Consider the following 22,927-nt stretch of genomic DNA (forward strand, 5'->3'; position numbering starts at 1 on the left):
CCGCGCAAACGCCCGCGCCCCGCCCGGACGACTCGCCGGGCGGGGCCGCACTGAGCGGGGTGGTAGCGGGGTTACTCGACGTCTCCGCCGGAGTCCTCGGCCGCGTCGGCCTCCTCGGTCGCCGTGGCGGCACCGTCGGACTCCAGCAACCGGGACAGCTGCGGGCCGCCGATGCGCCTGAACTTGCGCTTCTGCGGACGCGTGCGGTCCAGCACCGCGACCTCCAGACGCTCGGCGGGAATCTCCCGCTGAGTGCCGTTCGACTCCCGCGACAGAGCCGTCACAGCCAGCTTCAGAGCCTCCGCGAGGGTCATGCCGTCCCGGTGCTCACGGTCCAGATAACTGCTGATCTGCTCCGAAGCGCCACCGACCGCGACCGAACCGTGCTCGTCGACGATCGAACCGTCGTGCGGCAGCCGATAGATCTGGTCACCCTCCGGGATCTCCCCGACCTCCGCGACGACCAGCTCCACCTCGTACGGCTTCTCGGCCGCGCTGGAGAAGATCGTGCCCAGCGTCTGCGCATACACGTTGGCAAGGCCACGCGCCGTCACATCGTCACGGTCGTAGGTGTAACCACGCAGGTCGGCGTAGCGCACACCACCGATCCGCAGATTCTCGTACTCGTTGTACTTGCCGGCGGCCGCGAAACCGATCCGGTCGTAGATCTCGCTGAACTTGTGCAGCGCACGGGACGGGTTCTCACCGACGAACACGATGCCGTCGGCGTACTGGAGCACAACCAGACTCCGGCCGCGCGCGATGCCCTTCCGGGCGTACTCCGCACGGTCCGCCATGGCCTGCTGAGGTGAGACATAGAACGGCGTCGACACCGGTATCCGTCCCCTTCCTTAGGGTTCCGTCGAAGTCACTGGGATCACCTTCACAACAAGCGCCGGGCGCCTCAGAGCAGCGCCGCGCGCGGACCGTCGGGCTCCTCCATACGGCGGGCCAGCACCGCACGGGCGAGCCCGGAGGCCTCGTCCTCGGTGAGCCGGCGGAACCCGTCCTCGGTGATCACGGTGATGATCGGGTAGATCCGGCGGGCGACATCGGGACCACCGGTCGCGGAGTCGTCGTCAGCCGCGTCATACAGAGCCTGCACCACCAGTGTGGCCGCCTGCTCCTCGCTCAGGTCCTCACGGAACAGCTTCTTCATGGCCCCGCGCGCGAAGATCGAGCCGGAACCCGTCGCCGCGAAGTTGTGCTCCTCGGAACGGCCACCCGTGACGTCGTACGAGAAGATCCGCCCCTTCCCCCGGTCCACGTCGAACCCGGCGAACAACGGCACGACCGCCAGCCCCTGCATGGCCATAGCGAGGTTGGAACGGATCATCGTCGACAGCCGGTTCGCCTTGCCCTCCAGCGACAGCTGCGCACCCTCGACCTTCTCGAAGTGCTCCAGCTCCAACTGGAAGAGCTTGACCATCTCCACGGCGAGGCCGGCGGTGCCGGCGATACCGACCGCCGAGTACTCGTCGGCCGGGAACACCTTCTCGATGTCGCGCTGGGCGATCACGTTCCCCATCGTGGCCCGACGGTCACCGGCGAGAACCACGCCCCCGGGGAAGGTCACCGCCACGATCGTCGTCCCGTGCGGCGCCTCGATCACCCCCTGCGTGGGCGGCAACTGCCGCTTGCCGGGCAGCAATTCCGGCTGGTGGTCGGCGAGAAAGTCCATGAACGAGGAGGACCCAGGCGTCAGGAAGGCAGCTGGTAGACGCCCGGTGCTACGAGTGTTGGCTTCCACGCGTTTCCTTCCACGTATGCTGCAGCCCGCCGTATGGCCTCGGGCTGATCCTTGAACTGCCCCAGCGCGGCGTTGCAGCTGAAGCACAGTACGCCACGGACCCTACCCGTCTTGTGGCAGTGATCCACATGCGCGGGCGGAGCCGACGGACATATACAGCAGACGCCTCCTTGAGAGGCGATCAGCTCCTCGCGTTCGGCTTCGGTGATGCCGCACTGACGCTTGAGATGGTCCTGCCGCCCCCGCGCGGACCGGCACGCCTTGCGGCGAGTCGACAGCCCATCAGAAGCGGTCGCGTTGCCATGCCATTCCCGGTGCGGCTTGACCTCACCGCATGCCCGACAGAGCTTGTGCCCCTCCGGGACCTCAGCCTTCTCCCGGACGATCTTTCCGATGGCCCCCCGGCGACGCCGGTAGTGCGCGGCGCTGTATTCCGCCACGCACTCCCGGCAGTGCACCTGGAGGCCGTCGCACCGATTCCTGTCCCGTGCGAACGGCGCAAAAGGCAGATCCCGCCCGCATTTCCTGCACTGCTTCGCGTCCGGCTCGTCAGCCACCCGCTCCCCCCGCCGCCTTCACTTCGGAGGCAGAGCGACCAATTCGCCTTTACTCTCCACCTTTTTGCACGAAACTCCGAACGAAATCCTCGGCGTTCTCCTCGAGTACATCGTCAATCTCGTCAAGAACCGAGTCCACGTCATCGCTCAGCTTCTCGTGACGCTCCTTGACGTCCTCCGAAGCCTGCGACTCCGCCACCTGCTCCTCGACCTCCTCGGTGGAGCGCGTGGCCTTCTGCTGTCCGCCGCCGGTGTCCTTGGTTGCCATAACCGTCACCCCGCTCAGTTCGCCCGACATGGTCGACAGGTCGGCTTTCCTGCCGATCGGTGATGATCAGACCCTACAAGCCGGGTCCGACATCGGCCCCGCAGTTTCTCCAACCTACGGGGGCCACCTCGATGATTCCCGGGCGGCGGGATTTTGACCCCGGCCGCCCGGTGCGGCCCGAGCACCCGTTCAGCCGCCGGAGAGGACCTTGACCAGGTCTTCTGCGGTGCGGCAGCGGTCCAGGAGCTCCTTGACGTGATTTCGCGTTCCGCGTAGTGGTTCCAGGGTTGGGACGCGCTGGAGGCTGTCCCGGCCCGGGAGGTCGAAGATGACCGAGTCCCAGCTGGCGGCGGCGACGTCGTCGGCGTACTGCTCCAGGCAGCGGCCGCGGAAGTACGCCCGGGTGTCCTCCGGCGGGCTCGTGCGGGCCTTCTCGACGTCGGCCTCGGCCAGGAGCCGCTTCATGCGCCCGCGGGCCGCGAGGCGGTTGTACAGGCCCTTCTCGGCCCGTACGTCGGCGTACTGGAGGTCGAGGAGGTGGAGCTTGGCGGCGTCCCAGTCGAGGTCGTCGCGGCGGCGGTAGCCCTCCATGAGCTCCTTCTTGGCCACCCAGTCGAGTTCGCCCGCGAGGCTCATGGGGTCGTTCTCCAGGCGGTTGAGGGTGTCCTCCCAGCGCGTCAGGACGTCCCTGGTCTGTTCGTCGGCGTCGGCGCCGTAGCGCTCCTCGACGTATTTGCGCGAGAGCTCGTAGTACTCCATCTGGAGCTGGACTGCGGTGAGTGTGCGGCCGCTGCGGAGGGTGACGAGTCGCTGGAGGGTGGGGTCGTGGGAGACCTGGTGGAGAGTCCGTACCGGCTGGTCGACGGCCAGGTCGACCGCGATGAAGCCGTCCTCGATCATCGAGAGGACCAGGGCCGTGGTCCCGAGCTTCAGATACGTCGAGATCTCCGACAGGTTCGCGTCGCCGATGATCACATGCAGCCGGCGGTACTTCTCGGCATCCGCGTGCGGCTCGTCGCGCGTGTTGATGATGGGGCGCTTGAGGGTCGTCTCCAGGCCGACCTCGACCTCGAAGTAGTCCGCCCGCTGGCTGAGCTGGAAGCCGTGTTCGTGGCCGTCCTGGCCGATGCCGACGCGGCCGGCGCCGGTGACGACCTGGCGGGAGACGAAGAAGGGCGTGAGGTGGCGCACGATGTCGGAGAAGGGGGTTTCCCGCTTCATCAGGTAGTTCTCGTGCGTCCCGTAGGAGGCGCCCTTGTTGTCGGTGTTGTTCTTGTAGAGGTGGATGGGCTGGGCGCCGGGGAGCTGGGCGGCTCGGTCGGCGGCCTCGGCCATGATGCGTTCGCCGGCCTTGTCCCAGAGGACGGCGTCACGGGGGTTGGTGACCTCCGGGGCGCTGTACTCGGGGTGGGCGTGGTCCACGTAGAGGCGGGCACCGTTGGTGAGGATGACGTTGGCGAGGCCGATGTCCTCGTCGGTGAGCTGGCTGGCGTCGGCGGCCTCGCGGGCGAGGTCGAAGCCTCGGGCGTCCCGCAGCGGGTTCTCCTCCTCGAAGTCCCAGCGGGCACGGCGGGCCCGGTGCATCGCCGCCGCGTAGGCGTTGACGATCTGGGACGAGGTGAGCATGGCATTGGCATTGGGGTGGCCGGGGACGGAGATGCCGTACTCCGTCTCGATGCCCATTACTCGCCGTACGGTCATGCGGCCCTCCTTGCCCGGCGGAGCCCTCTGTCGTGGGCTCCGCTCGCGTACCGCTGGCGCTCCGGTGCGTGTGCGGTGCCCGTCCCCGCACTGCGCGACTCGGCGGTAGGAAAGAGCCTAGAACGCCTTTGCGCTGGTGGGGAGATCATTTGCGTCATTGCCTTGCTCGCCTCGGTTCCGGTTTTGGCCGGAAAAACAGTCGGCTGCGGGTACCCGGTGGGGGCACCCGCAGCCGCCCTGTGTCTTACAGGTACTGCCCGGTGTTTGCCACCGTGTCGATGGAGCGCCCGGTGTCCGCGCCCTGCTTTCCGGTGATGAGGGTACGGATGTAGACGATCCGTTCGCCCTTCTTTCCGGAGATTCGGGCCCAGTCGTCGGGGTTGGTGGTGTTGGGCAGGTCCTCGTTCTCCTTGAACTCGTCCACGCAGGCCTGGAGGAGGTGGGAGACGCGGAGGCCCTTCTGCTTGTGCTCGAGGAAGTCCTTGATCGCCATCTTCTTGGCGCGTCCGACGATGTTTTCGATCATCGCGCCGGAGTTGAAGTCCTTGAAATAGAGGACTTCCTTGTCGCCGTTGGCGTAGGTGACCTCCAGGAAGCGGTTTTCCTCGGATTCGGTGTACATGTGTTCCACGGCCGTCTGGATCATGCTGGCGACGGTGGTGGCCTTGCTGCCGTCGTGCTCGCCGACGTCGTCGGCGTGCAGGGGAAGGCGCTCGGTGAGGTACTTGCCGAAGATGTCCTTGGCTGCCTCGGCGTCCGGGCGCTCGATCTTGATCTTCACGTCGAGGCGGCCGGGGCGCAGGATGGCGGGGTCGATCATGTCCTCGCGGTTGGAGGCGCCGATGACGACCACGTTAGTCAGGCCTTCGACACCGTCGATCTCGGCGAGCAGCTGGGGGACGATGGTGTTCTCCACGTCCGAGCTGACGCCGGAGCCCCGGGTGCGGAAGAGGGACTCCATCTCGTCGAAGAAGACGATGACGGGGGTGCCCTCGCTGGCCTTCTCGCGCGCACGCTGGAAGACGAGGCGGATCTGCCGCTCGGTCTCGCCGACGTACTTGTTCAGGAGCTCGGGGCCCTTGATGTTGAGGAAGAAGCTCTTGCCTGTGGCCTGGCCGGTGACCTCGGCGACCTTCTTGGCCAGCGAGTTGGCGACGGCCTTGGCGATGAGCGTCTTGCCGCATCCGGGAGGCCCGTAGAGCAGGACACCCTTGGGCGGGCGCAGTTCGTGCTCCTTGAACAGGTCCGGGTAGAGGTACGGCAGCTCGACCGCGTCGCGGATGGCCTCGATCTGGTTGCCGAGGCCGCCGATCTGGTCGTAGCCGATGTCGGGTACTTCTTCGAGGACGAGTTCCTCGACCTCGCTCTTGGGCACGACTTCGTAGACGTAGCCGGAGCGGGGTTCGAGCAGGAGGGCGTCGCCGGGCCGGATGGTGACGTCCAGCAGTGGCTCGGCGAGCCGTACCACCCGTTCCTCGTCGGTGTGCCCCAGCACCAGGGCGCGTTCGCCGTCCTCCAGGATCTCCTTGAGGGTGACGATGTCGCCGACGCGCTCGTACTCCATGGCCTCGACCACGTTGAGCGCTTCGTTGAGCATGACTTCCTGGCCGCGCCTGAGGGCGTCCAGGTCGACGCTTGGACTGACGTTCACCCGCAGTTTGCGGCCGCCGGTGAAGATGTCTGCGGTGCCGTCCTCGATGGCTTGCAGGAAGACACCGAAGCCTGCCGGCGGCTGTGCGAGTCGGTCGACTTCCTCCTTGAGGGCCACGATCTGGTCGCGGGCCTCGCGGAGGGTGTTCGCGAGTCTCTCGTTCTGGGCGGACACGCCGGCCAGGTTCGTCTGCAGCTCGACGATCCGCTCTTCGAGAATCCTCGTGTGCCGCGGAGAGTCGGCGAGCTTGCGTCGCAGGACGGCGATCTCCTGCTCAAGATAGGCAATCTGCCCGGCCGGGTCGTCGGACCCTCGTCCCGGGCGGATGCCGCGGTTCATGTCGTCGTCGTGGGCTGCCACGGTCCTCACCTCCTCCAAGGGGAGCTGGACGCTTCCAGACCCTACCTGGGTGGGTGTCGATTGAAACCCCTAGATCACCAAGACTGTCAAGGTGTGTCGTCGGTCACCCATCGCTTCTCCCCCGTGCCCGGTGAATACCCACTCAACGCGATTCAGAAGCTGCGTGTTCCAGGCCTGGGCCGGTCAAAACCCTTCGTGACTGACCGGAGTTGTCCGCTTCGATGTCTTTCAGGGGTTGTGCCCCAGTGAGGCATCCCTTACACAGAGCAATCAGTCGGGTGGTGTGCGTGATCGCGGCCATGGGCCGCGGGGTGGCTCAAGTCGATCGATCCGGTGGCCGAGCGCCGTCGTCTCGCGCGGCCCGGTGCGCCGTGTACGCGGGCGGAGGGCGCCGGACATGGGTCGGTGCGCGGGTGGAGGGCACGGGTGGAGGGCACGGCCGGGGGCGGTTCGGGCGGGGGTAGGGTCGAAGGAGTTCAACACCCGCCGGGGCGGGACCGGGTGACCGCCGGGTCCGGCTGTCCGGCGCTTTCTACGGCAGGAGAGATGACCGTGCAGCAGGAGGCCCTGGCCGGCGCGGAGGCGCTTGAGGTCTGGATCGACCAGGATCTTTGTACGGGCGACGGAATCTGTGCCCAGTACGCCCCGGAGGTGTTCGAGCTGGACATCGACGGCCTGGCCTATGTGAAGGGCGTGGACGACGAGCTGCTGCAGGCGAAGGGGGCGACCGTCCCGGTGCCGTTGCCGCTGCTCACGGATGTGGTGGATTCGGCGCGGGAGTGTCCGGGCGAGTGCATTCATGTGCGCCGGGTCACGGACCGGGTCGAGGTCCACGGGCCGGACGCGGAGTGACTTTCCGGCCACCCCGCGTGGCCTGTGGGTCGTGCCGGTGCGGTGGTCAGACGCTGTGGGTGGCCGCGGGGGTGGAGCGGACGAAGGTGTGGCCGTTCCACTGCCAGGTGGCGCCGGTCTTCACGTCCGGACAGCAACTGGGCACATTGTCCGAGGAATAGCCGAGCAGGGTCGCGGTGACCGTTTTGGCGGCGACGGTGAAGTCGGTGACGGTGAGCCGGTCCTTGGGATCGACGAGGGTGGCGACGACGCGGGGGCGGGTGGCGTCGGCGGCCTGGGTGAGGACGTAGACGCCGTCGGGCGGGGTGCCCATGGCCGAGTCGCAGTGGACCACCGCCACGGTTTCCGGTCTGCCGTCGCCGTCGAGGTCGCCGGTGGCTTTCTTGACGACCCTCTCTTTCACGGGGCCGCAGTCGAGGGGGAAGTCCACGCCGGTGGTGCTGGGCGGCGCGGTGGCCGCGGGGGCGGGCTTGGCCTCGGTGCCGGCGGTGGGCTGGGCGGCTTTGGCCGCGCCCGGCTGGAAGAGGGATGACAGGGCGACAACGCCGGTCAGGGCAGTGGCGGTGGCGAGCCAGTGCATGGGGCGGGTGTCGGTGTGAGCGAGCTCCGGGACCACGGATTGCTGCACTAGGAGTGTCTCCTGCGAGGCCTGTGCCGGTGGGGGATGGCCTGCATAGTGCCACACGTCACAGTGGGTGGGAACGGCGGGGGTGGGCTTCCGCGACGGGGGGGGAGGTGGGGTGGAGTGGAGTGGGGCTGTGCCGGTGGTGGGCCCCGCGTGTCCGGGGGCCGGGGGTCCGGCTGGACAACTCGTGTGCCGCGCCGACGCCTTGTCGTGTCAACGCGTGAGCGCCGCTGCGGGGCTCCCGTCGGGTCGGGGAACTCGGCAGCGGCGCTCGTACGTTGACGCGGCGACGGACGACGACGGGACGGCTCAGCGGCCGGTGCCGCCGTCGGCGTTGGGGCCGTCGTAGTCCTCGCCGTAGGCGCCCTTGGCGGGGCGGCGGCGGCGCATGGGGGGCTCGACGCCGTCGGCGAGGCGGCGGGCGGTGAGCAGGAAGCCGGTGTGGCCGATCATCCGGTGGTCGGGGCGGACGGCGAGGCCTTCCACGTGCCAGTTGCGGATCATCGTCTCCCAGGAGGTCGGCTCGTTGAAGCAGCCGATCTCGCGGATGGACTCGACGGTCCGCGCGAGCTGGGTGGTGGTGGCGACGTAGCAGCACAGGATGCCGCCGGGCACGAGCGCCTTGGAGACGGCCTCCAGGCACTCCCAGGGGGCGAGCATGTCGAGGATGACACGGTCGACGTCGGTGTCCGACAGGTTGTCCTGGAGGTCGCCGACGGTGAGCTGCCAGGCGGGGTGCGGGCCGCCGAAGTAGCGTTCCACGTTCTGCTGGGCGATCTCGGCGAAGTCCGCGCGGCGCTCGTAGCTGTGCAGCATGCCCTGGTCGCCGATGGCCCGCAGCAGGAAGCTGCTGAGCGAGCCGGAGCCGACGCCGGCCTCGACGACGCGGGCGCCGGGGAAGATGTCGGCGAAGGAGAGGATCTGCCCCGCGTCCTTGGGATAGACGACGGCTGCCCCGCGGGGCATGGACAGGACGTAGTCGGGGAGCAGGGGGCGCAGCGCGAGGTAGGCGACGTTGCCGGTGGTGCGGACAACACTGCCCTCGGGAGCGCCGATCAGTTCGTCGTGCGGGAAGGAGCCCTTGTGGGTGTGGAAATTCTTCCCGGCTTCGAGCGTGAACGTGTAGTGGCGGCCCTTGGGGTCGGTCAGCTGAACCTGGTCCCCGACCTTGAAGGGCCCGCGCCTGCGGGCGGCACCGGTCGGTTCGGACATGTGAACAGCCTACCGGGGTTTGTGAAGGCCACCGACCACGGGGAACGCTGGTTCTGCGAGCCCGCTGCCGCTCTCAGCTGGGGCGGGCCATGGCCCGCACGAAGGCGCGCTCGACGTCCGCCGCCGACAGGACGCCGTAGATCTCGCCGGTCTCCTCCACCACCAGGTACTCGGTGGCGGGGGTGGCACGGAGGACGTCGAGGAGGTCCTCGCCCGCCAGTTCCGCGGAGACGCGCATGCCGTCGGTGAGTTCCTGGGCGAGGCCGCTGACGGCGACCCAGGGCCGGCGGTGCTCGGGTACTCCGACGATGGCGGCCTCGCGGACCAGGGAGAGGGGGGTGCCGTCGGCGTCGACGACGACCAGGGCGCGGGCCCCGGCGGCGTTGGCGCGGCGCAGGGCCTCGGACAGAGGCGTCTCGGTCTCGACGGGGACGGCACGGCGGGTGAGGGTGCGGGCACGCAGCTCCGGGAGGTGTTCGCGCAGCCTTGCCATGCGCAGGCTGTTGCCGGCGCCGGTCCAGATGATCGCGGCGAGGACGGCGGCGAGCAGGCCGTCGGTGAGGGCGTCCATGCCGTTGGCGTTCGCGGTGCCGCCGCCGAAGACGCCCGAGTAGTTGAGCAGCGGCAGACCGATCAGGACGGAGACTGCTAGGGCGCGGCCGACCCAGGCGGCGGCGATGGTGCCGCTCATGGGTCTGCCGGTGATCTTCCAGACGACGGCGCGGAGCATCCGGCCTCCGTCGAGGGGCAGGCCGGGCAGGAGGTTGAAGACGGCCACGATGAGGTTGGAGACCATCAGGCCGGCCAGCAGGACGCCTGGGACGGTGCCGGGTTCGACGGGCTGCATGGCGAGGTAGAAGAGGCCGGAGAGGACGAGGGAGAGCAGCGGGCCGACGAAGGCCAGCACGAACTCCCGTCCGGGGGTCTCGGCCTCCTTCTCGATCTCGGAGACGCCGCCGAAGAACTGGAGCTGGATGCGGCGGACGGGGAGTTTGAAGCGGATCGCGGCGACCGTGTGGGCGAGTTCGTGGACCAGGACGGAGGCGTAGAAGGCGATCGCGAAGAAGAGTGAGACGAGGTAGCGGGCGGCGCCGAGTCCGGGCAGCACGCGGTCGAGCTGGCCGCCGAAGACCCAGGTGATCAGCGCGGCGACGACGAACCAGCTGGGGGCGACGTACACGGGTACGCCGAAGGGCCGCCCCATGAGCAGCCCGCCGCCGGGTTCCCTGGGCCGCTTCGGCGGCCGCCCCTTGGCCATGCCGGAGTGCGCGTGGGCGCGGTTGTCGGTCTCCTCCGGGGCTCCGGAGGGCGAGTCCTTGCGGGCCGCGGCGACCGGGGCGGGGCGCGGGGTGGGCTCCGGGGTGCGCTCTGGGGCCGCTTCCGGGCGGGACTCGGGGGCCATGGACTCGTCGGCGGCGGAGGGAGGGACCTCGTCGGGCCCCGAGGCACCGGTCCCGTCGTCCTCGTCGGGGCCGGAGGCGCCGGTCTCCTCAGGTCGGGAGGCACCGGTCCCGCCGGGGCCACAGGCCGGTGGTTCGGTCGATGGCCCGGGAGGTGTCTGGGCGTTCTCGTTCTCCGGCGCGGGCGTCTCCGGGGACGGCTCGGGTTCCGGCGCCGGTTTCCCGCTGTCGGTGGATGTCCCGGCCCGGCCGGGGCCCGCCGTCGGGGCGTCGGTGGGGTCCGGGCCTCCGTCGTTGGTCGGGGCCGTAGGACCTGCGGGGTGCTCGGTCGGTTCGGCGTCGTCCGACCGGGGCTGCCCGCTCCCGCCGCTCACGTCCACGGTGTCCCCTCGTTAGAAGCATCGTCTCTGGTCGATGGTATGCGGCCGTCGTGGCGCGTTTCGCCCCGGCACCCTTTGTGTTGGCCGGGGCGTCGTGCGGGTTGGGTGACTGTCAGTGGCGGGCCGTATGGTCTGTGGTCATGGAGAGCAGCATCGAGGACGCCTCGCGGCCTCAGGGCGCGGACGCCGCGCAGGGGGAAGGGCCGGTCACGGCGGTGCAGGCGACGGCAGGCGGGCCGCCCGCCTCGCTGTCGCCCTCGCGGGCCAGTGACTTCATGCAGTGTCCGTTGCTGTACCGGTTCCGGGTCATCGACCGGCTGCCGGAGAAGCCGAGCGAGGCGGCGACCCGGGGCACCCTGGTGCACGCGGTCCTGGAGCGGCTCTTCGACGCGCCCGCCCCGGAGCGGACGGCGCCGCGGGCCAAGTCGCTGATTCCGGGGCAGTGGGACCGGCTGCGGGAGAGCAGGCCGGAGGTCGGTGAGCTGTTCGCGGACGATCCGGAGGGCGAACGGCTGGCACGCTGGCTGGGTGAGGCGGAGCAGCTCGTCGAGCGCTGGTTCACGCTGGAGGATCCGTCCCGGCTGGAGCCGGTGGAGCGGGAGCTGTTCGTCGAGACCGAGCTGGACTCGGGGCTGCGGCTGCGCGGGATCATCGACCGGGTCGACGTGGCGCCGACGGGTGAGGTGCGGATCGTCGACTACAAGACCGGCAAGGCGCCCCGGCAGGAGTACGCCGAGGGCGCGCTGTTCCAGATGAAGTTCTACGCCCTGGTGGTATGGCGGCTGAAGAGCGTGGTGCCGAGGCGGCTGCAGTTGGTCTATCTCGGCAGCGGTGATGTGCTGACGTACGACCCGGTGCTCGCCGATCTGGAGCGGGTGGAGCGCAAGCTGCTCGCGCTGTGGGAGGCGATCCGGCAGGCGACGGAGTCCGGGGACTGGCGGCCGCGTCCGACGAAGCTGTGCGGCTGGTGCGACCACCAGGCGCACTGCCCGGAGTTCGGCGGCACTCCCCCGCCGTACCCGCTGCCGGTGAGGCCGGTCGAATCCGGGGACCTCGCGCAGGGCAGAATGAGCGCGGACTAGCTAAGGAGACTCACCGTGGCCATCCGCGTCCTACTGGTCGACGACCAGCCGCTGCTGCGAACCGGGTTCCGGATGATCCTGGAGGCCGAGCAGGACATCGCGGTCGTGGGCGAGGCCGGAGACGGCCTTCAGGCTCTCGACCAGGTGCGCGCCCTCCAGCCCGATGTGGTGCTGATGGACATCCGGATGCCTCGGATGGACGGCGTGGAGGCGACCCGGCAGATCACCGGGCCCGGCCGGGACGGACCGGCGAAGGTGCTGGTGCTGACCACGTTCGATCTCGACGAGTACGTGGTGGAGGCGCTGCGCGCGGGCGCCAGCGGCTTCCTGCTGAAGGACGCCCCGGCCAATGAGCTGGTGCAGGCGATCCGGGTGGTGGCGGGCGGCGAGGCGATGCTGGCGCCGAGCATCACGCGCCGGCTGCTCGACAAGTACGCCACACATCTGCCGTCCGGTGAGGAGCCGGTGCCGGACACCCTGCACACGCTCACCGACCGCGAGGTGGAGGTGCTGAAGCTGGTCGCGCGGGGGCTGTCGAACGCGGAGATCGCCGCCGACCTGTTCGTCAGCGAGACCACGGTGAAGACTCATGTGGGGCATGTGCTGACCAAGCTGGGGCTGCGGGACCGGGTGCAGGCGGCGGTGTACGCGTACGAGAGCGGCCTGGTGCGTCCCGGCGCCCAGTAGAACCCGCTACGACGCCCAGCAGGACGCGCTACGACGGGAAGGGCGCCCCACTCCACCGAGTGGGGCGCCCTTCCCGTCGTCTGACTGGGCGTCAGCTGCTGGCACCGCGTCCCAGCTCCCACAGCTGGAGCGTGGCGGAGGAGTTGAGGGCGTAGGCGACGCCGGTGACGTCGTTGCGGGCGGCGACGTACTGCTTGCCCTGCCACAGCGGCAGCACCGGGACGTCGTCGGCGACGATGTCCTGGATGTCGGTCAGGCTGTTGGAGGCGCTGAGCCGGTCGGCCTCGCGGCGGGACGCCGGGATCAGCGTGTTGATGATCTTGCCGTTGGCGTAGGGCGAGCCGAGGAAGTTGTTCTTGTCGAGGAACGGCGCGAGGAAGTTGTCGGCGTCCGGGAAGTCGGGGAACCAGCCCATGCCGTAGACGTCGTACTCCTGCTTGCGCTCGGCGGTCTGGTACGTCACCCAGGCGGTGCCCTCGATGCTGACGTCGAACAGGCCGCTGTCGTTGAGCTGCTTCTTCAGGACCTCGAACTCCTCCTTGGTGGCGGAGCCGTAGTGGTCGGTCGTGTAGTGCAGCGTCAGCTTCACGGGAGTGGTGATGTTCGCCGCGGTCAGCAGGCTCTTGGCCTTGGCGACGCTGGGGTCGCCGTACTTGTTGAAGAAGGAGTTGGAGTGGCCGGTCACGGAGGCCGGGACCAGCGAGTACAGCGGCTCGGCCTGGGAGCCGTAGACCTTGGCGACGAGTCCGGCGCGGTCGATGATCTGGGCCATCGCCTGGCGCACGGCCTTGGACTTGACCGTGGGCGCCGCGGTGTCGAAGCCGAGGTAGCGGATCTCCAGCCCGGGCATCTCGACGAGGTCGACGTTGGCGTCGCTGCCGGCGTCGAGCTTGTTGATCTGGGACGGCGACATGGTGCGGGTCATCACGTCGATGTCGCCCTTGTCGATCGCGGTGCCCATGGCGTTCGCGTCGTCGTAGGAGCGCATGACGACCTGAGCGTTGTTCACCGTCACGGCACCCTTGTAGTCGGGGTTCTTGGTGAAGGTGAGGGAGTCGGCCGCGTCGTTGTTGACGTCGGCCTTCAAGGTGTAGGGGCCGGAGCCGTCGACGGCGAAGCCGTCGCGGAGCTTGTCCTTCTCGTAGTCCTTGGGGTTCACGATGCCCGCGACCGGAGTGGACAGCTTGTAAGGGAAGGTGGCGTCGGCCGACTTGAGGTGGAAGATGACCTCGCGGTCGCCCTGGGTCTCGATGGTGTCGATGTTCGAGAGGAGGGCGAAAACACCGCTGTCGGCCTTGATGCGCAGGGCCCGCTCGATGGAGTACTTGACGTCCGCGGCGGTGACAGCCTGGCCGTCGGAGAACTTCAGGCCCTCGCGCAGCTTGCAGGCGTAGCGCTCACTGCCGCTGTCGGTGAAGGAGCAGCTCTCGGCGGCGTCCGGGACCGGATCGCCCTCGCCCTTGGGCTGCGTCATGAGGGTCTGCACTGTCTGACGCAGGATGTTCCAGGTGCCGACATCGTAGGCGTAGGCGGGGTCGACCGGCGCCGGGTCTTCCTTCGTGGCGGTGAACCGGTCGGTGGTGCCGACGACGATCGAGCCGTCACTGTTGCTCCCACTGTTGGATCCACCGCACGCGGCGAGAACCGGAGTGAGCAGGCCGACCACGGCCGGCAGCACCAAAGTCTTGCGGTTCATGCTCGAAGTTCTCCAGAGCTGTTCGAGTCCGTGTATCCGGCATGCAGGGGTGTCGATGCGGATCACGCGGGGTAACGGCGATGTTCTCGCGACGAGGTTAGTCCGCGCCCGCAGGAGGGTTCACAGGCGCGTGAGTTGAGGTCCCATCACGCAGTGAAACCGGCCGCGGACACACCGAAAACCCGACAGCGGCAGGATTAGTGCAGCCTCTCCCCAATCGGGACACAAGGGCGCCCGGATTCCCTATGATCGGGCGTCAGCGGCACACCCGGGCAACGTTGTCGAGCATCTCGCGCGTGGGGAACATCACACGCCTGATCGGGGCGACGGGTATGGGAATTCAGCCGGTTGAACAGTTGCGAATTCCGTTGAATGACCTCCGCCTGGATTTCACCCAATGCTCTTCGCACGCTGGGTGAACGGCTAGCGCATTTCCGTCATCAGTCCGCGCAGAAAGGCCAGGTCGACCTCTTCCAGGGAGGCGACCACGGTGCGCCGCTCGGCCGGGGCGATGGGTGCGACGGACGGTACGGCGACCACCTGGCAGCCGGCTGCCTCGGCTGCGGCGACCCCGGTCGCGGTGTCCTCGACGACCGCGCACCTGGCAGGATCGACCCCGAGACCGGCGGCGGCGAGCAGATACGGGTCCGGATAGGGCTTGGTGCGGGAGACCTCGTCGCCGGCGATGGACAGGGTGAAGTGATGGGCGCCCAGTGAGGTCAGGACGCGGTCGATGATGCGCCGGTGCGAGGCGGAGACCAGGGCGGTGGGGATCTGCTGCTCGTGGAGTTCGGCGAGCAGCCTCTTGGCGCCCGGCATCAGCGGCAAGGCGGTGCCGATGCGCTGCTCGAAGCCGTCGTTGAGCAGCACACTGAGTTCGACGAGCGTGATGGCCGCGCCGGTGGCCTCGATGAGGAACCCGGCGCTGCGGGTCATGGGGCCGCCGACCACCACATGGCGCCAGGACTCGTCGAGGGTGTGGCCGAGGCGGGCGAAGACCTCGACCTCGACGTCCCACCAGAAGCCCTCGGTGTCCACCAGAGTGCCGTCCATGTCGAGGAGCACCGCCTGAAGCGCCGAGCCTTCCGCCGTACGGGTTCCGAGCGCGGGGACCGTGCTGGTCATCCGGCGCACCTCCTTGAGGGACGACCAGGCCGGTTCCCATACCGGGAACCGGCCTGCTGTGGACCGACCAGTGTACGACTTATCCGATCAGTGTGCTGTGTGGCACGCGTCTCGGCGTCGCACGGCACACATACGGCTCAGCGGGCGTTGAAGTACTTCGCCTCCGGGTGATGGATCACGATGGCGTCCGTGGACTGCTCGGGGTGCAGCTGGAACTCCTCGGACAGCCGGACGCCGATCCGCTCGGGCTGCAGCAGGTCGGCGATCTTGGCGCGGTCCTCCAGGTTGGGGCAGGCGCCGTAGCCGAGGGAGAAGCGGGCGCCCCGGTACTTCAGGGCGAACATGTCCTCGACGTCGCCGGGGTCCTCGCCGGCGAAGCCCAGCTCCGAACGGACGCGCGCGTGCCAGTACTCGGCGAGGGCCTCGGCCAACTGGACGGACAGGCCGTGCAGTTCGAGGTAGTCGCGGTAGGAGTTGGCCTCGAAGAGCTTGGCGGTCTCCTCACCGATGCGGGAGCCGACGGTGACGACCTGGAGGCCGACCACGTCCGTCTCCCCCGACTCCTCCGGGCGGAAGAAGTCGGCGAGGCACAGCCGGCGGCCACGGCGCTGGCGGGGGAAGGTGAACCGGGTGCGCTCGTTTCCGCGTTCGTCCAGGATGATCAGGTCGTCGTCCTTGGAGACACAGGGGAAGTAGCCGTAGACGACGGCCGCTTCCAGCAGGTTCTCGGTCTGGAGCCTGTCCAGGAGACCGCGCAGCCGGGGGCGGCCGTCGGTCTCGACGAGTTCCTCGTACGACGGTCCGTCGCCGGTGCGGGCCTCCTTGAGACCCCACTGGCCCTTGAAGAGGGCGCCCTCGTCCAGCCAGCTCGCGTACTCCTTGAGCTGGATGCCCTTGATGACGCGGGTGTCCCAGAACGGCGGTGTGGGAACCGGGTTGTCGACCGCGACGTCGGAGCGGACATGGCCCTCCTCGGGCCGCTCCTCGACCTCGGCGGTGGCGGTCTGCCGCACCCGGCGCTGCTTCAGCTCCGGCAGGCTGGCGCCGGGTACTCCGCGCTTGACGCCGATGAGCGCGTCCATCAGACGCAGGCCCTCGAAGGCGTCACGGGCGTAGCGGACCTCGCCCTCGTAGATCTCGTGCAGGTCCTGCTCGACATAGGCGCGGGTAAGGGCGGCGCCGCCCAGGATCACCGGGTAACTGGCCGCCAGGCCGCGCTGGTTGAGCTCCTCCAGGTTCTCCTTCATGATCACCGTGGACTTGACCAGCAGGCCGGACATGCCGATGACGTCGGCCCGGTGCTCGTCGGCGGCCTCCAGGATCGCGGAGACGGGCTGCTTGATGCCGAGGTTGACGACGTTGTAGCCGTTGTTGGACAGGATGATGTCGACGAGGTTCTTGCCGATGTCGTGGACGTCGCCGCGCACTGTGGCCAGCACGATGGTGCCCTTGCCCTCGGCGTCCGACTTCTCCATGTGCGGTTCGAGATAGGCCACGGCGGTCTTCATGACCTCGGCGGACTGGAGGACGAACGGCAGCTGCATCTGGCCGGAGCCGAACAGCTCACCGACGACCTTCATGCCGTCCAGGAGGGTCTCGTTGACGATGTCGAGGGCGGGGCGGTCCTGGAGGGCCGCGTCCAGGTCGGCCTCCAGGCCGTTCTTCTCGCCGTCGATGATGCGGCGCTTGAGGCGCTCCTCCAGCGGAAGCGCGGCCAGTTCCTCGGCCTGGCCGGCCTTCAGGGACTTGGCGGTGGCGCCCTCGAAGAGGGCCATCAGCTTCTGCAGCGGGTCGTAGCCCTCGGTGCGGCGGTCGTAGACGAGGTCGAGGGCGGTCTGGACCTCCTCCTCGGTGAAGCGGGCGATCGGCAGGATCTTGCTCGCGTGCACGATCGCCGAGTCCAGGCCCGCCTTGACGCACTCGTCGAGGAAGACGGAGTTCAGCAGGATGCGGGCGGCCGGGTTGAGGCCGAAGGAGATGTTGGACAGGCCGAGGGTGGTCTGGACGTCCGGGTGGCGGCGCTTGAGTTCGCGGATCGCCTCGATGGTGGCGATGCCGTCCCTTCGGGACTCCTCCTGGCCGGTGCAGATGGTGAAGGTCAGGGTGTCGATGAGGATGTCCGACTCATGGATGCCCCAGTTCCCCGTCAGGTCCTCGATCAGCCGTTCGGCGATCTCGACCTTCTTCTCCGGGGTGCGGGCCTGGCCCTCCTCGTCGATGGTCAGCGCGATCAGCGCGGCGCCGTGCTCACGGGCGAGCTTGGTGACCTTCGCGAAGCGGGACTCCGGGCCGTCGCCGTCCTCGTAGTTGACGGAGTTGATGACCGCGCGGCCGCCGAGCTTCTCCAGGCCGGCCTGGAGGACGGGGACCTCGGTGGAGTCCAGGACGATCGGCAGGGTGGAGGCGGTGGCGAAGCGGCCGGCCAGCTCCCGCATGTCGGCGACCCCGTCCCGGCCGACGTAGTCCACGCAGAGGTCCAGCATGTGGGCGCCCTCGCGGATCTGCTCACGGGCCATCTCCACACAGTCGTCCCAGCGGGCCTCCAGCATGGCCTCGCGGAACTTCTTGGAACCGTTGGCGTTGGTGCGCTCGCCGATGGCCAGGTACGAGGTGTCCTGGCGGAACGGGACAGTCTGGTAGAGGGAGGCGGCGCCGGGCTCGGGGCGCGGGCTGCGCTCGGGCGGGGTCACGCCCCGGACCCGCTCGACGACCTGGCGCAGGTGTTCGGGGGTGGTGCCGCAGCAGCCGCCGATGAGGGAGAGGCCGTAGTCCCGTACGAAGGTCTCGTGGGCGTCGGCCAGCTCCGAGGGGGTGAGCGGGTAGCTGGCGCCGTCCTTGCCGAGGACGGGCAGGCCGGCGTTGGGCATGCAGGACAGCGCGATACGGGAGTGCCTGGAGAGATAGCGCAGGTGCTCGCTCATCTCGGCGGGGCCCGTGGCACAGTTCATGCCGATCATGTCGATGCCGAGCGGCTCCAGCGCGGTGAGCGCGGCGCCGATCTCGGAGCCCAGCAGCATGGTGCCGGTCGTCTCGACGGTGACGGAGACGACGATCGGGACGTCCAGGCCGGAGATCTCGCGGGCGCGGTGGGCGCCGATCACGGCCGCCTTGGTCTGGAGGAGGTCCTGGGTGGTCTCCACGATCAGCGCGTCCGCGCCGCCCGCGATGAGGCCCTCGGCGTTCTGCTGGAAGGCGTCGCGGATCGTGGTGTACCCGATGTGACCGAGGGTGGGCAGCTTGGTGCCGGGGCCGATGGAGCCGAGCACCCAGCGCTGGCGGCCGTCGCGGGCGAGATAGCCGTCGGCGGTCTCACGGGCGATACGGGCGCCCGCCTCGGACAGTTCGAAGACGCGTTCGGGGATGTCGTACTCGGCCATCGCCGCGTAGTTGGCGCCGAAGGTGTTGGTCTCGACGCAGTCCACACCCGCGTCGAAGTACGCCTCGTGCACCGAGCGGACGATGTCGGGGCGGGTCAGGTTCAGGATCTCGTTACAGCCCTCGAGCTGCAGGAAGTCGTCGAGGGTGGGGTCCTGGGCCTGGAGCATGGTGCCCATGGCTCCGTCGGCGACCACCACACGCGTGGTGAGCGCCTCTCGGAGCGCGGACACCCGGGTCCGGCTGTCGGCGGAAGGGGACGGCGGCAACGAGGCCATGAAGGGCTCCCTTGGATGCGACGGCTGTCGGCTATGCGGTCCTGCGGCCCGGGCCCGGGCATGGACGCACTGCGCCAGCCTAACCGGGTGTGGGCTTGGATGGGCAGGGCGCGTCCATGTGCCGGACGGGTGAGACGGCGGGTGGGCGGATCGGATCGCCGGCCATGGAGTCCGCAGGGCGCACGCGGACCATGCGTGAGGCAAGCGCGGACCACGGGTGATGTGACAGGTGCCGACCGACCATTAGCGGAGAGTCGGCATGGACCGGTAGTGTTCGGCATTGCCGAACGGCGGTTACGCGAGGTTGCCGGGCGAGTTGCGCGGTCGGCGCTGAGGGTCCAAGGGGACGGAGGGCAGGACGGCGATGGCACGGAACATCCAGTCGCTCGAACGGGCGGCCGCGATGCTGCGGCTGCTCGCGGGCGGCGAGCGACGGCTCGGCCTGTCCGACATCGCCTCGTCACTGGGTCTGGCCAAAGGCACCGCCCACGGCATACTGCGCACCCTCCAGCACGAGGGGTTCGTCGAGCAGGACGAGGCCTCGGGGCGCTATCAGCTGGGCGCCGAGCTGCTGCGGCTCGGCACCACCTATCTGGACGTCCATGAGCTGCGGGCACGGGCGCTGGTGTGGACCGACGACCTGGCCCGGTCCAGCGGGGAGAGCGTCTACCTGGGCGTTGTCCACCAGCAGGGGGTGCTGATCGTGCACCACGTCTTCCGGCCCGACGACAGCCGGCAGGTGCTGGAGATCGGGGCGATGCAGCCGCTGCACTCCACGGCCCTCGGCAAGGTCCTTTCGGCCTACGACCCGGTGGCGCACAGCGAGGCCCTGGAGGCCGACCGCAAGCCCTTCACGGACCGTACGACCTGCGATCCGGACGCCTTCGAGTACATCCTCGACATCACGCGCGCGCGAGGGTACGCGGCGGACGTCGAGGAGACCTGGGAGGGCGTGGCGTCGGTCGCTGCGCCGATCCACGACCGGCGGCGCATGCCGGTGGGCGCGGTGGGCGTCGCAGGCGCGGTGGAACGGTTGTGCCAGGACGGCGAGTTGCGGCCCGAGCTGATCGCCGCGGTGCGGGACTGCGCCCGCGCGGTGTCGCGGGACCTGGGCGCCGGGCGGTTCTGACCGCCCGCCACCGACGGACGGGCGAGGCCGGTTCGCGTGTCGGCGAACCGGCCTCAGTCGTACTCTGAAATGTATAAAGCAGGATAAAACCGCAGTTCAGTGACGCCATCCAGCCCATCCGGCACACGACCCCGACATAGATCGACAACCCACGGCAATCGATAACGATCGCGCTTTCAGGAATAGAACTCTTGACGCACGCGTAACGCCGGAGCAAGACTCCCGTCCATCGGTCGGCATTGTCGAACACCTACCGGCAATACGCGCTAGGGTGTGACAACGCCAAGGGCCGGATTTGCTCTCACCCAATGAGGGCGCCAACACCCCGACGGGATTCGGGGTTCGGCTTCCCTGGACGAAGGACAAAGGAGTCGCGGGTGTCCAGCTCCGACATCTTCATCGGCGAGACCATCGGTACCGCCATACTCATCCTGCTCGGCGGCGGTGTGTGCGCCGCCGTCACACTCAAGGCCTCCAAGGCCCGTAACGCCGGCTGGCTCGCCATCGCCTTCGGTTGGGGCTTCGCCGTCCTGACGGCCGTCTACATCTCCGGACCGCTGTCCGGTGCCCACCTCAACCCGGCTGTCACCGTCGCCCTCGCGATCAAGAACAGCGACTGGAGCAATGTTCCGGTCTACTTCGCCGGCCAGCTGCTCGGCGCGATGATCGGCGCGGCCCTGGTGTGGGCCGCCTACTACGGCCAGTTCCACGCGCACCTGACCGACAAGGAGATCGTCGGCGGTCCGGGCGCCCAGGCCACCGAGGTCAAGGCCGTCGAGGCCCAGGAGTCGGGCGCCGGCCCGGTCCTAGGCATCTTCTCCACCGGTCCCGAGATCCGGAACGTGGCGCAGAACCTCGCCACGGAGATCATCGGCACCGTCGTGCTGATCCTGGCGGTCCTCACCCAGGGCCTCAACGACAACGGCAACGGCCTCGGTGTGCTGGGCGGTCTGATCACCGCGCTGGTGGTCGTCTCCATCGGTCTGTCGCTGGGCGGCCCGACGGGCTACGCGATCAACCCGGCCCGTGACCTCGGCCCGCGCATCGTGCACGCACTCCTCCCCCTGCCCAACAAGGGCGGTTCCGACTGGAGCTACGCCTGGATCCCAGTGGTCGGTCCGCTGATCGGCGGAGCAATAGCCGCAGGCATCTACAACGTCGCTTTCGCTTAGAAGCAGACCTCCGCTCAAGCAGCAGACGTACCGCCACACACCCCGGATCTTTGAGGAGCACACAGTGACCGACGCTCACACCGCAGGACCCTTCATCGCCGCGATCGACCAGGGCACGACCTCCAGCCGCTGCATCGTCTTCGACAAGGACGGCCGTATCGTCTCGGTCGACCAGAAGGAGCACGAGCAGATCTTCCCGAAGCCGGGCTGGGTCGAGCACAACGCCAACGAGATCTGGACCAACGTCCAGGAGGTCGTCGCCGGAGCCATCCAGAAGGCCGGCATCACCCGCGACGACATCAAGGCCATCGGCATCACCAACCAGCGCGAGACCACCGTGCTGTGGGACAAGAACACCGGTGAGCCCGTCCACAACGCCATCGTCTGGCAGGACACCCGCACCGACACTCTCTGCAGGGAACTCGCGCGCAACGTCGGCCAGGACCGCTTCCGCCGCGAGACCGGCCTCCCGCTGGCCTCCTACTTCGCCGGCCCCAAGGCGCGCTGGCTGCTCGACAACGTCGAGGGCCTCAAGGAGCGCGCCGAGGCGGGCGACATCCTCTTCGGCACCATGGACAGCTGGGTCATCTGGAACCTGACCGGCGGCGTCGACGGCGGCAGGCACGTCACCGACGTGACCAACGCCTCCCGCACCCTGTTGATGAACCTGCACACCATGCAGTGGGACCCGAAGATCGCCGAGTCCATCGGTGTGCCGCTGCAGATCCTGCCCGAGATCCACTCCTCCGCCGAGATCTACGGCGAGGTCACCGGCGGACCGCTGGGCGACCTGCTCGGCGGCATCCCGGTCGCCTCCGCGCTCGGCGACCAGCAGGCGGCCCTGTTCGGCCAGACCTGCTTCTCCGAGGGCGAGACCAAGTCCACCTACGGCACCGGCACCTTCATGGTGATGAACACCGGCGACAAGATCATCAACTCCTACGCGGGCCTGCTGACCACGGTCGGCTACAAGATCGGCGACCAGCCGACCGTGTACGCGCTGGAGGGGTCGATCGCCGTCACCGGCTCGCTGGTGCAGTGGATGCGCGACCAGATGGGCCTGATCTCCACCGCGGCCGAGATCGAGACGCTCGCGCTCTCGGTCGAGGACAACGGCGGTGCCTACTTCGTGCCGGCCTTCTCCGGTCTGTTCGCCCCGCACTGGCGCTCCGACGCCCGCGGTGTGATCGCCGGCCTGACCCGGTACGTCACCAAGGCGCACCTGGCCCGCGCGGTCCTCGAGGCCACCGCCTGGCAGACCCGCGAGATCGCCGACGCCATGGTCAAGGACTCCGGCGACGAGCTGGTCACGCTCAAGGTCGACGGTGGCATGACCGCCAACAACCTGCTGATGCAGATCCTCTCCGACGTCCTCGACGCGCCCGTGGTGCGCCCGATGGTCGCCGAGACCACCTGCCTCGGCGCCGCCTACGCCGCCGGCCTCGCCGTCGGCTTCTGGTCCAGCACCGACGAACTGCGCGCCAACTGGCGCCGGGCCGCCGAGTGGACCCCCCACATGGACGCGGAGACCCGCAACCGTGAGTACAAGAACTGGCTCAAGGCCGTCGACCGGACCATGGGCTGGATCGACGACGAGAGCTGACGAGAGCGCACACGCTCTCACGAT

At 68.8% G+C, this 22,927-nt stretch carries 18 protein-coding genes; 6 read left to right on the forward strand and 12 right to left on the reverse strand.

Going from position 1 to position 22,927, the window contains the following annotated elements; translation table 11 throughout:
- Positions 1–71: 71 nt before the first annotated feature.
- The 6 genes from prcA to arc all read right to left on the reverse strand — a co-directional run bounded on the left by prcA (position 72) and on the right by arc (position 6,287).
- Positions 72–833: a proteasome subunit alpha gene (gene prcA / locus ABZ396_RS13195; RefSeq protein ID WP_358915332.1), complete on the reverse strand. Its 762-nt coding sequence runs from the start codon at positions 831–833 to the stop codon at positions 72–74.
- A 71-nt stretch (positions 834–904) separates the two neighbouring features.
- A complete protein-coding gene (prcB, locus tag ABZ396_RS13200) occupies positions 905–1,750 on the reverse strand; it encodes a proteasome subunit beta (protein WP_358915334.1) in 846 nt (281 codons plus the stop codon).
- Positions 1,702–2,307, reverse strand: coding sequence for an endonuclease VII domain-containing protein (locus ABZ396_RS13205; RefSeq protein WP_358915336.1), 606 nt, complete (start codon positions 2,305–2,307; stop codon positions 1,702–1,704). Before ABZ396_RS13205 ends, prcB begins: the two co-directional genes overlap by 49 nt.
- Before the next feature lie 49 nt (positions 2,308–2,356).
- A complete protein-coding gene (locus ABZ396_RS13210; protein WP_358915581.1) occupies positions 2,357–2,575 on the reverse strand; it encodes a ubiquitin-like protein Pup in 219 nt (72 codons plus the stop codon).
- 189 nt (positions 2,576–2,764) lie between these two features.
- A complete protein-coding gene (dop, locus tag ABZ396_RS13215) occupies positions 2,765–4,276 on the reverse strand; it encodes a depupylase/deamidase Dop (protein WP_358915338.1) in 1,512 nt (503 codons plus the stop codon).
- A 244-nt stretch (positions 4,277–4,520) separates the two neighbouring features.
- Complete coding sequence (gene arc / locus ABZ396_RS13220) at positions 4,521–6,287, reverse strand: proteasome ATPase (RefSeq protein ID WP_358915340.1); 1,767 nt, start codon at positions 6,285–6,287, stop codon at positions 4,521–4,523.
- A gap of 546 nt (positions 6,288–6,833) precedes the next feature.
- Between arc and ABZ396_RS13225 the strand changes: the two genes are divergently transcribed.
- Positions 6,834–7,139, forward strand: coding sequence for a ferredoxin (locus ABZ396_RS13225; protein ID WP_358915342.1), 306 nt, complete (start codon positions 6,834–6,836; stop codon positions 7,137–7,139).
- 46 nt (positions 7,140–7,185) lie between these two features.
- Here ABZ396_RS13225 and ABZ396_RS13230 read toward each other — a convergent pair whose 3' ends face one another.
- From ABZ396_RS13230 to ABZ396_RS13240, 3 genes are all read right to left on the reverse strand, one after another.
- The gene (locus tag ABZ396_RS13230) at positions 7,186–7,767 is read right to left on the reverse strand and encodes a hypothetical protein (RefSeq protein ID WP_358915344.1); all 582 of its coding nucleotides are present in this window, start codon (positions 7,765–7,767) and stop codon (positions 7,186–7,188) included.
- Between the two features lie 306 nt (positions 7,768–8,073).
- The gene (locus ABZ396_RS13235) at positions 8,074–8,976 is read right to left on the reverse strand and encodes a tRNA (adenine-N1)-methyltransferase (RefSeq protein WP_358915346.1); all 903 of its coding nucleotides are present in this window, start codon (positions 8,974–8,976) and stop codon (positions 8,074–8,076) included.
- A 73-nt stretch (positions 8,977–9,049) separates the two neighbouring features.
- On the reverse strand, positions 9,050–10,756 hold the full coding sequence (locus tag ABZ396_RS13240) for a site-2 protease family protein (RefSeq protein ID WP_358915348.1): 1,707 nt from the start codon (positions 10,754–10,756) through the stop codon (positions 9,050–9,052).
- A gap of 140 nt (positions 10,757–10,896) precedes the next feature.
- On the opposite strand from ABZ396_RS13240, the gene ABZ396_RS13245 reads away from it, so the two are divergent.
- Positions 10,897–11,838 (forward strand): RecB family exonuclease, encoded by a 942-nt coding sequence (locus tag ABZ396_RS13245; protein WP_358915350.1) that lies wholly within the window; start codon positions 10,897–10,899, stop codon positions 11,836–11,838.
- A gap of 15 nt (positions 11,839–11,853) precedes the next feature.
- On the forward strand, positions 11,854–12,525 hold the full coding sequence (locus ABZ396_RS13250; RefSeq protein ID WP_020939010.1) for a response regulator transcription factor: 672 nt from the start codon (positions 11,854–11,856) through the stop codon (positions 12,523–12,525).
- A 91-nt stretch (positions 12,526–12,616) separates the two neighbouring features.
- Here the strand turns inward: ABZ396_RS13250 and ABZ396_RS13255 are convergent, their stop codons facing one another.
- The 3 genes from ABZ396_RS13255 to metH form a co-directional block, all read right to left on the reverse strand.
- A complete protein-coding gene (locus ABZ396_RS13255) occupies positions 12,617–14,221 on the reverse strand; it encodes an ABC transporter substrate-binding protein (protein ID WP_358915352.1) in 1,605 nt (534 codons plus the stop codon).
- Between the two features lie 423 nt (positions 14,222–14,644).
- The gene (locus ABZ396_RS13260; protein WP_358915354.1) at positions 14,645–15,346 is read right to left on the reverse strand and encodes an HAD family phosphatase; all 702 of its coding nucleotides are present in this window, start codon (positions 15,344–15,346) and stop codon (positions 14,645–14,647) included.
- Positions 15,347–15,483: 137 nt separating this feature from the next.
- On the reverse strand, positions 15,484–18,999 hold the full coding sequence (metH, locus tag ABZ396_RS13265) for a methionine synthase (protein WP_358915356.1): 3,516 nt from the start codon (positions 18,997–18,999) through the stop codon (positions 15,484–15,486).
- Between the two features lie 364 nt (positions 19,000–19,363).
- On the opposite strand from metH, the gene ABZ396_RS13270 reads away from it, so the two are divergent.
- The 3 genes from ABZ396_RS13270 (at position 19,364) to glpK (ending at position 22,903) form a co-directional block, all read left to right on the forward strand.
- On the forward strand, positions 19,364–20,128 hold the full coding sequence (locus tag ABZ396_RS13270) for an IclR family transcriptional regulator (protein WP_358915358.1): 765 nt from the start codon (positions 19,364–19,366) through the stop codon (positions 20,126–20,128).
- Positions 20,129–20,505: 377 nt separating this feature from the next.
- Positions 20,506–21,300, forward strand: a complete 795-nt coding sequence (locus tag ABZ396_RS13275) for an MIP/aquaporin family protein (RefSeq protein ID WP_358915360.1) — start codon at positions 20,506–20,508, stop codon at positions 21,298–21,300.
- A 64-nt stretch (positions 21,301–21,364) separates the two neighbouring features.
- Positions 21,365–22,903 carry a glycerol kinase GlpK gene (gene glpK / locus ABZ396_RS13280; RefSeq protein WP_358915362.1) on the forward strand — a complete coding sequence of 513 codons (1,539 nt, stop codon included), beginning with the start codon at positions 21,365–21,367 and terminating at the stop codon, positions 22,901–22,903.
- The last annotated feature ends 24 nt before the right edge of the window (positions 22,904–22,927 follow it).

The organism is Streptomyces sp. NPDC005866 (assembly GCF_040629895.1).
In the GTDB taxonomy this organism is placed as follows: Bacteria; Actinomycetota; Actinomycetes; order Streptomycetales; family Streptomycetaceae; genus Streptomyces.